This is a genomic window from Asaia astilbis JCM 15831 (assembly GCF_000613845.1).
GTDB lineage: Bacteria > Pseudomonadota > Alphaproteobacteria > Acetobacterales > Acetobacteraceae > Asaia > Asaia astilbis.
On sequence record NZ_BAJT01000012.1, the window covers coordinates 110,735 to 119,567 of the forward strand.

At 54.8% G+C, this 8,833-nt stretch carries 11 protein-coding genes; all 11 read left to right on the top strand.

The window, feature by feature from the left end:
- The first annotated feature begins 25 nt into the window (after positions 1 to 25).
- Complete coding sequence (locus JCM15831_RS10390) at positions 26 to 1,498, top strand: phage portal protein (RefSeq protein WP_269530441.1); 1,473 nt, start codon at positions 26 to 28, stop codon at positions 1,496 to 1,498.
- A complete protein-coding gene (locus JCM15831_RS10395) occupies positions 1,495 to 3,432 on the top strand; it encodes a phage major capsid protein (protein ID WP_025824221.1) in 1,938 nt (645 codons plus the stop codon). Before JCM15831_RS10390 ends, JCM15831_RS10395 begins: the two co-directional genes overlap by 4 nt.
- A 57-nt stretch (positions 3,433 to 3,489) precedes the next feature.
- A complete protein-coding gene (locus tag JCM15831_RS10400) occupies positions 3,490 to 3,816 on the top strand; it encodes a head-tail joining protein (RefSeq protein WP_025824222.1) in 327 nt (108 codons plus the stop codon).
- Complete coding sequence (locus JCM15831_RS10405) at positions 3,806 to 4,357, top strand: hypothetical protein (RefSeq protein ID WP_025824223.1); 552 nt, start codon at positions 3,806 to 3,808, stop codon at positions 4,355 to 4,357. The genes JCM15831_RS10400 and JCM15831_RS10405 overlap by 11 nt, the downstream gene beginning before the upstream one ends.
- Positions 4,336 to 4,893 (top strand): hypothetical protein, encoded by a 558-nt coding sequence (locus JCM15831_RS10410; RefSeq protein ID WP_025824224.1) that lies wholly within the window; start codon positions 4,336 to 4,338, stop codon positions 4,891 to 4,893. Before JCM15831_RS10405 ends, JCM15831_RS10410 begins: the two co-directional genes overlap by 22 nt.
- Positions 4,875 to 5,480, top strand: a complete 606-nt coding sequence (locus JCM15831_RS10415) for a phage baseplate assembly protein V (protein WP_025824225.1) — start codon at positions 4,875 to 4,877, stop codon at positions 5,478 to 5,480. The genes JCM15831_RS10410 and JCM15831_RS10415 overlap by 19 nt, the downstream gene beginning before the upstream one ends.
- A gap of 86 nt (positions 5,481 to 5,566) precedes the next feature.
- Positions 5,567 to 5,896, top strand: a complete 330-nt coding sequence (locus tag JCM15831_RS10420) for a GPW/gp25 family protein (RefSeq protein WP_232228121.1) — start codon at positions 5,567 to 5,569, stop codon at positions 5,894 to 5,896.
- Entirely contained in the window at positions 5,893 to 6,366 is a 474-nt protein-coding gene (locus JCM15831_RS21525; RefSeq protein ID WP_051528448.1) for a baseplate assembly protein, read from the top strand. Before JCM15831_RS10420 ends, JCM15831_RS21525 begins: the two co-directional genes overlap by 4 nt.
- Positions 6,357 to 6,797, top strand: coding sequence for a baseplate J/gp47 family protein (locus JCM15831_RS21530; RefSeq protein ID WP_051528449.1), 441 nt, complete (start codon positions 6,357 to 6,359; stop codon positions 6,795 to 6,797). The genes JCM15831_RS21525 and JCM15831_RS21530 overlap by 10 nt, the downstream gene beginning before the upstream one ends.
- Positions 6,798 to 6,920: 123 nt before the next feature.
- Positions 6,921 to 7,316, top strand: a complete 396-nt coding sequence (locus JCM15831_RS10430; protein ID WP_198024298.1) for a phage tail protein I — start codon at positions 6,921 to 6,923, stop codon at positions 7,314 to 7,316.
- Positions 7,317 to 7,324: 8 nt separating this feature from the next.
- Positions 7,325 to 8,833, top strand: a 1,509-nt coding sequence (locus tag JCM15831_RS20305; RefSeq protein ID WP_156938828.1) for a phage tail protein, incomplete at its 3' end; no start/stop codon positions are given.

Here is an 8,833-nt window from a genome sequence, read left to right on the forward strand (position 1 = left end):
TCCTGGACGCCGTGCAAGAAATGCGATGCGTCTTGTCGGTGGCATTGATGCAGCGCGTGTAGACCGGTTTGCCGAGACATGGCCCGGAACGCCCGTCACGCCAGATGAAATGCTCATGCTTTGGCACCGCATCTTGCAGGCCAGATCGCGAGATATGGCGATCAACGACCCGTATATGCGTCGGTTCGTGCGTGGAGTGCGCGCCAACGTCATCGGCCATGGTCCGAAACTGCGTTGCGCCACGAAAATCGCAAGCACGTCAAAGAGCGACGCCAAAACGAACACGGCTGTCGCTCAATCGTGGGAGGATTGGGGAGAGGCAGAAAACTGCGACGTGACCGGGGCAAAGTCGTGGCTTCAGACGCTATTGCTTGCAGCCTCGACGCTTGCCATTGACGGCGAGGTCTTCGTTAAAACAGTTTCGTCTGGGCCATTCGGCCTGCAATTGCAGATGATCGATGCCGTGCGTTGCCCGGTTGATTATCAGCTTTCGGACACTGGAAAAGGCACCTTCATCCGCTGCGGTATCGAGTATGACCAGGTGGAAAAGCCGGTAGCCTACTTCTTCACGTCGGACGACGATCACGCGAACTATTATGCGTTTGACGGTCGGCGCTACGAGCGTGTGCCTGCGGCTGAAGTGTGCCACGTTTACCGTCATGATATGGTCGGGCAGCGGCGCGGCTTTCCATGGGCGATGTCGGCATTATTTCGCCTCAAGCGCTTGAAGGGCTTTGAAGATAACGCCGCAATGAATGCCGAAGTCGGCGCGGGCAAGATGGGGCTCATCACTTGGGACCCGGACAGCGGACCTGAGGCGGATGATGATGAAGAAATTCGGATTACGGCCGAAGGCGGCACATTCCTAGAACTGCCAGCGGGCGCGAACCTGTCGAAATGGGACCCTTCATTTCCGGATGGCGTGATCGCCACCTTCACGAAGTCTCTCTTGCGAGGCGTCGGCGCTGGCCTTGGTATGAATTACCCATCCTTGGGTAACGATCTCGAAGGCGTCAATTTCTCATCGATCCGTGCGGGGACGATTGAAGAGCGGGAGCTATGGAAGGAAGATCAGAAGCTTCTCATTGAAGGGTTCTGTATCCCCGTATTTCGCCGCTGGATCGCAGAAGCGCTGCTACGCGGTATGGTCATCAATGACGATGGATACAAGGTTCCTGCGACGCGCCTGCGGGCAATCAAACGGGCTGCGACGTTCCACGGAAGACGTTGGGATTGGGTTGATCCCAAGAGCGATGCGGCGGCCAACCGGCAAGCCGTCGATAGTCTCATCAAATCGCCTCAAGAAATCATCCGTGAGCGCGGCGGCGATCCGGAGGAAGTGCTGGATGAAATCGCACAATTTTACCAGATGGCGAAAGATAAGGGCATCCCCGAAACAGCGATCCAGGCGGCGCAGGGAGATCAAGTCAAGATCGCGATCAACGAAGAACCGGACGGCACTGCGTCGTCTGAAGGCAATGGGAAATCAGACAAGTGAACATCGAAGGCATCATTACCCGCCTTAACAAGGATGGCGGTTCGGTTCGTGCTGCGGTTGTCGAAGGTGTCAACCGGGAAGAACGCACGGTTGAACTGGCGTTTTCAAGCGAAGGCGCAGAAGTGCCGCGCTGGTTTGGCCGTGAAGTACTGGGGCATGACCCCGGCGAAGCTGATCTGACCCGACTTAATGATAGCGCGTCTCTCCTCATGGATCACAACACGCGCGATCAGATCGGTGTCGTTGTTCCGGGGACGGCACGCATCGATAATGACGGAAAGGGTCGCGCAACTGTCCGTTTTGGCAGATCGCCCCGAGCAGATCAGATTTTCAATGACGTAGCGGACCAGATACGCAAGCACGTCTCCGTTGGCTATCGCGTCACAGGCATGAAGCTCGTTGAGACACGCGAAGATGGTGAAGACGTTTATCGCATCACCGGATGGGAGCCTTATGAAATTTCATTCGTGGGCGTGCCTGCCGACCACTCTGTGGGCGTAGGGCGCAATTATTCTCATCTGTCAGTGGAGCCAGACGAGAAACCCGTTGAGAATACGGCTTCGAAAAGTAATTCCAGCGCGGACACCGCGCAAACGCAAACTCAGGCAAGGTCTCAAGTGGACGAAAACGAAATCATGGTGCGCGCCCGCTCTGCTGAACAGAAGCGCGTCAAAGATATTCTCGATCTCGGGCGTGAATACAACGCTTCCGATCTCGCAGCCGAACACGCGGGGAACCCAGACGGCTCGGTGGAAAGCTTGCAGCGTGCGCTGCTTGTTCGTCAGGGGAAGGAAGCACCTGTAGGTCGCAAGAACTCCGATGTCGGCATGGAGAAGCGCGATCTTGCGAATTTCTCGATGGTGCGCGTGGCACGCGCCTTGGCGAACCCGCAGGACCGCAAGGCACAGGAAGCAGCCGGTTTCGAGCGGGAACTGTCCGAGGCGGCCCGTTCGAAACAGGTCAAGCAGGACTCAGGCAACTGGGTGATCCCTTCTGATGTGTTGCGGTCCGCCGTGTTCGAAGGCTTCGAGCAGGCGCAACGTGACACCGGCATGAGCCTGGGGAGTAATGGGCAGACGGGCAGCGGTGCGACGGGTAGCAGTCTCGTTGCAACGAACCTTCTCGCGTCCAGTTACATCGATATCCTGCGCAACCGTGCTACGTTCACCCATGGCATTGCTATGCTGGGCGGTCTGATCGGCAATATCGATATCCCGAAGCAGACGGCTGCCACGCAAGGTTACTGGCTAGGCGAAGGTGACGACGCAACCGAAAGCAATATGGATTTCGGCCAGCTTACCATGAGCCCGAAGACGCTGGCAGCGTATACCGATGTCACGCGCAAATTCCTCATGCAGTCGAGCCTTGATGTTGAGTCGCTAATTCGACGCGATCTGGCGCGTTCGATGGGGCTGGCGATCGATCTGAGTGGTTACTATGGCACGGGTTCCAACCACCAGCCGACCGGCCTGAAGAACCTTGCGGGGATTTCCTCTACCCAGTTCGCTGCTTCCCAGCCGACATTTGGTGAACTGGTGAACATGGAAACGACTGTCGCGCTGAAAAACGCCGATGTTGCCGGGATGCGCTACAAGGCGCGCGCCGATTTCCGTGGCTATGCCAAGCAGACCCTGAAGTTCCCCGGCACGCCGTCCCCTGCTGGCACGATCTGGGAACCGGGCGACACCGTGAACGGCTATGCCTGCGATATTTCGAACCAGATCAGCTCTGGGGATATGTTCTTCGGAAACTTTGCGGACGTTCTTATGGGTATGTGGGGCGGTCTGGAAATGATGGTCGATCCGTATTCCAACTCGAAGTCTGGCGGCATCCGTATTGTGACGTTCCAAGATATCGACTGGCAGGTTCGCCGCATTGAGTCTTTCGTGATCGGTGCTCCGCCCCCGTCGAGCAGCGGCACTGGCAGCAAGTAAACAACGTCAGGGCGGCTACTAGCCGCCCTGCGATCAAGAGAACGAGCGGAAATAACCATGCCTGTTCCTGCGTGGGACGATCTAGACAGCTTTCTGTCTCTAGATGACTTCGCTGTCACGGCCACACCGGACGGCGGTCAGGCGTTCGCGCTCATAGTCGAAGAACAGTATTTTTCTGCCGAACTGGGGACGTATGACATGAACACGTCCGATCCATGGGCCACTGCTAAAGCATCGGATGTGGTAGGGCTGAAGAAACGATCTCGCCTGACTATCAAACAGAACAGCTTACCGTATGGTGTGTTCTGGCTGACCCACGATCCAAAGCCGGATGGCACAGGTATGGCCACGCTTCGACTGTCGAGGTCACAGAATGGATCTTGAAATCAAGATCGATGGCTTCAAGGGATGGGGGGATTTCCTCCCGATTATCGATGCTATCGATCCTGGTGGGAAATACATAGAACGCGCGGTGGGATCGACCAACCTGCGCATGTCTCAATGGGTGGTAACACGCTCGTTGCGCGGTCTCTCTGCACTGCTCAAGATAAGGCAGTCTATCATTCGGCGGCGACTGAAGCGGTTCCGGATACATGGTGACATTAGCGGTGCCAAGGTCTGGTATGGGTTGGACGGTGTGCCGTTCACAGATCTGAAGCCTCGCAAGGGTGCGAAAGGCGTCATCACCGGCGATGGCGCATATTACGAAGAAGGCGCGTTCACAACAACGTCACGTCGGACTGGACGCCTGCGAGTTCTCAAGCGGAAAGGCAAAAATCGCTACCCGGTCGATGATGTTAATGTGGACATCGATCAGCGCGCTTTGGCTTTCATCGGACGACACGTTTTGCAGACGAACGAGTTTGAGAACAGGTATATCGAGCGATTGGAACAAGAACTGAAATGGCGGACCCGAACAACCTGACGACTGATCTGGAAGCCCTGCACAACGCTATACAGAGTCAGATTGCAGCGGCGTTCCCTGCCCTGCAAACAATCGAATTCTACCGCGATGATGAAGACGAAAACATCCAGTTGCCCGCGTGCCTCATAGAACTTGACGAGATGGAAAACCGCGACGAAGACCCTGGCACCGGTCAGATTTGCATGTCTCTTCGGTTTTCGGCCCGTCTAATTCTAACTCGTGAGAACGGACCAGACGCCCCCATGCAGGCGCGCCTTTCTGCGGCGGCTCTGTCCGCTTTCATCAACAAGAACCGGTTTGGCGGGCATGCCTCGCCCGCGCACGTTTTGATGGGATCACGCGACGACTTCTCGCCATCCTTGTCCGGGCGTTTCTCAATCTGGCGTATCGAATGGGTGCATAGGGAAGCATTCTTCGGTGCCTCGGTCTGGTCGGGGGGCAGTATCGTTCCGCAAACTGTTTACCTCGGACGCGCTCCGGAAATTGGTCCCGACCATATCGGGGACTACAAGGAAATATGGAAGTCAGGCGCGTGAACCACCTAGGTCATGCTGTTGGACGACACGACCGAGAGATATCGAACCTCGTTCGCATCGGCGTCGTCTCAGCTATACAGGGTAACCAAGCCCGTGTAGCTATCGGGAACACGGTGACAGATTGGCTCTACTGGGCCAGCCGACGCGCTTACGATGCGTTCGATTACGATAGCTTGACTGTAGGAGAGCAGGTCATCGTTCTCTCGCTATGGGGCGATGTGTCACAAGGCGTTATCGTCGGCGCGGTACCGCAAGATGCACAGGTCGCGCCTGCATCTGGAAACGTGTGGGGCAAGCGTTTCAAGGATGGCAGCACGATAACTTACGATCCGGACAGTCATGCCTTGCTGGTTCAAGCTGGTAGCAGTCCAATCACGATAAAATGCCAGTCCGCTAACGTGCAGGCGACCGATAGCGTCACCCTCGACACGCCAAAGGTCCATGTCACGGGGACGTTGACCGTTGACAAGGATGTTTCCATAGGGGGAGGCGTCACTGCTCAGGGTGATGTCATGGGCGGCGGGAAGAGCCTGGACGAGCACGTGCATCCCATTGCGTCGTCAAGCATGACCGGCCCTCCAAAGTAGAAATGAGATATTCTCATTTGTTAGTGTAAGTGCAGAGTGATCATTGATAAAAAATACCCTTATTCGTGGGTATATCAATGATCGGAATGAACAGAGAAAATGGCAAGGTATTGCAGGGAACCGACCATCTCTTGCAATCAATTGTCGATATACTAACTACGCCCATTGGAACGCGGGTAATTCGTCGCGATTACGGAAGCCGACTTCAGGAGCTGGTTGACAGCGCCATGAATAAGTCTGGCGTCATGGACATCTATGCTGCGACGGTTGAAGCGCTTTCGAACTGGGAGCCGCGTATTTCCGTCACAAAAGTAAACGTCGCACCATATGCGGGAGGGATCACGATAGACCTATACGCGAAGGATACCGAGAGCGGAACTAGTCTCACCATTACCGGCATTGAGGTTGCGCGATGACCACTCAAATCTATAGCGCAATCGATCTATCCGGTCTCCCGGCCCCTCAGATCATCACGGATGTTTCAGCCGAGACTGAACTATCTGAACTGCTTGCGGATTTCACCGCACGCTATCCTGCGTATTCTGCGGTTGTTGAGTCTGATCCGGTGCAGAAGCTTTGCGAGGCGTTTGCCTATCGGCTGTCTGTGGAGAAGCAGGCGCGGAACGACGCATTCAAGGCGGTGATGCTTGCATATGCCTCGGGAGCCGATCTCGATCAGATAGGTGCAAATTACAATGTTGCGCGCCTCACGATCACGCCTGCTGACCCGAGTACTATTCCGCCAACCGCCGCCGTCATGGAAACGGATGACAATTTTCGCGCCCGCATCCAGCTTTCATTCGAGAGCTATTCTACGGCGGGAAGCGAAGGCGGTTATGCCTATTTTGCCAAGACTGCGAGTGCTCAGGTGCTGATGTGCAGGTGACATCTCCGTCTCCGGGGAATGTCACGGTCTTTATCCTATCCTCACAGGGCGACGGCACGGCACCGGCTGACCTAGTTGAAACAGTTTCAAATGCGATCACGCCAGATAGTGTACGACCCCTGACCGATAATGTGACTGTGCAGTCTGCTACCATTCTGCCGTTCGCGATCAGCGCTGTCTTGACTCTGTATCCTGGACCTGACGCTTCAGTCGTTGTTGCTGCGGCTCAAGCGGCTGCTCAGGCATATGCCGACCGAGTGCATAAGATCGGATACACAGTCGCGACGTCTGGGCTTTACGCTGCCTTGCAGCAAACGGGAGTTGAGAAGGTAGTCCTCGACGGGTGGGCGGGAGACATTACGGCTGCGCAGGATCAGGCACCATACTGCACGGGCATTGCCGTAACCACTGCGGCCGAAACCAATGTCTAACAGCGTTCTTCCGCCCAATGCGACCGATTTAGAGACCGCGTTTGACCTGACTCTAGCGGATAGACTTGATGCCATTCCCAAGGTCATCCGATCTTCCGTAAACCCTCAAGCGATACCCCTACAGTGGTTGCTTGGCTGGCTTGGGCGTGGCGCGTGGAGAATTGGGCGACCGACTGGTCAGAGCTGCAAAAACGACAGACAGTCGCTTCTTCTTACATGGTTCACCGGAAGAAGGGCACGGCCTACGCCGTTAGATCGGCGCTTGAAGCGTTGAACCTGAATATTCAGATGCTGGAATGGTTTAATGATAGCCCGAAGCGCGACCCTTACACATTCAGACTGGTAGTGAAAATCGGATCGAACGATATCAGTATTCAAAATTGGAAATCGGTCCTAAATATTGTCCAGACCAATAAAAATGCCCGATCTCACCTATCTAGTATTGACATGGAAGGCGAGTCCGAAGGGATTTCCTATCATGGTGGCGCAACATGCTACGGCATAACTATTAACGTTTGATCAGAGATATGACGAACACCTACACGACTATCAAGACAAATGCCGGACTTGCGCTTGAAACCTCCTCGCAGGCTGGTGGCGACAAGATCACTCTCACGCATATGGCGATTGGGGACGGCGGCGGGAGTGCTGTGACGCCAAATGCAGACCAAGCGGCACTTGTCCGCGAACAAGTGCGTCTGGCGCTGAATGCAATTGCTCCTAACCCGGATAATGCGAGCCAATTTACGGCAGAGGCGATAATCCCTGCTTCTTCAGGTGGTTTCACTTTGCGTGAAGCAGGGCTTTATACGGCGGACGGAGTTCTTTTCGCTGTCGCTAATCTTCCGCAGGTCTATAAACCAACGGCAACGGAAGGAGCATTCGGTCAGGTCGTGGTCACGATGACCTTCATCGCCGCCAATGCCTCGGAAGTAAACTTAACAGTTGACGAGAATGTCTCTGTTGCTACCCGGTTGTGGGTGCAAAATTATGTTATCCCGGCGCACGTATTCGCTGGTGGGACATCAGGTCAATTACTTGCGAAATCTTCGAATGAAGATGGCTCTTGGACATGGGTGGACCCAACAGCATCAGTGCATGTTCTTGTCGATACTGTTGAGGAAGACCAGATACTAGCCGCTAATCAAACGGCAATCACGTTATCAAAAGTGACCGCGAATGGTTTGGGTGTCTTCGTCAACGGCATCCGATTGAGAGATGATGAATGGTCGAAAGTTGACGACACGCATATCACGCTCAAACAGGCGCGTAATGACGGCGACCGCATTACACTCCTCCAGAATGAGCAGACAGGATATTCGGATGTCTTGCGAGCCAGCCGGAACTTATCTGATGTAGACGATGCCGATGTTGCTTTATCTAACCTGAGCGGTCTCTCCCTCAAAGGCGGACGTGTAGCGGGCGGTTTTGCTGTTGATAGCGGAAAAATCGAGCTGAATGGTCAAGCTGCGACGACCCGCATGATCGCGATGCAAAGCAACAATAACAATCGATTTGCGATTGCCTTAAGCCCTGCCTCGGAAAATGGGGGCAATGCAGGGTCAGATTTCACTATCACCCGATATGACGACAACGGAGCTGAGTTAGACTCGCCTCTCTCCGTGAAAAGATCAGACGGAAGCGTGAACGTAGGAGCACTCACATGTGCAGACGTGCCAAACCTTCAAGACTCTTCGAACAATGCTGCAAACACAAGGTTCGTCGCGAATTTATTTAACACGGGTGCCATTCCGGATTGGTCGTTAGACTTTTCTCAGCTCATCAAAGGATACAAAAAATATTCATTGGTCGTATATAACGGCCTTTACTGGCGCTCAACCGCTGATGGCAACCTGACGACGCCCGGCGCAAGCGGAGCCGCGTGGACAAACTTCTTTGGCGGGTATCTGGCCACGTCCGGTCCAGCGCAATCCAGTTCGGCGTATACGGCTTTCACGAACGGTCTTTCTGCCAATAACCTTTCTGCTCCAAATGGGGCTGCTGACATCAAGATCAGTTCGGGCCTACGCATGGGT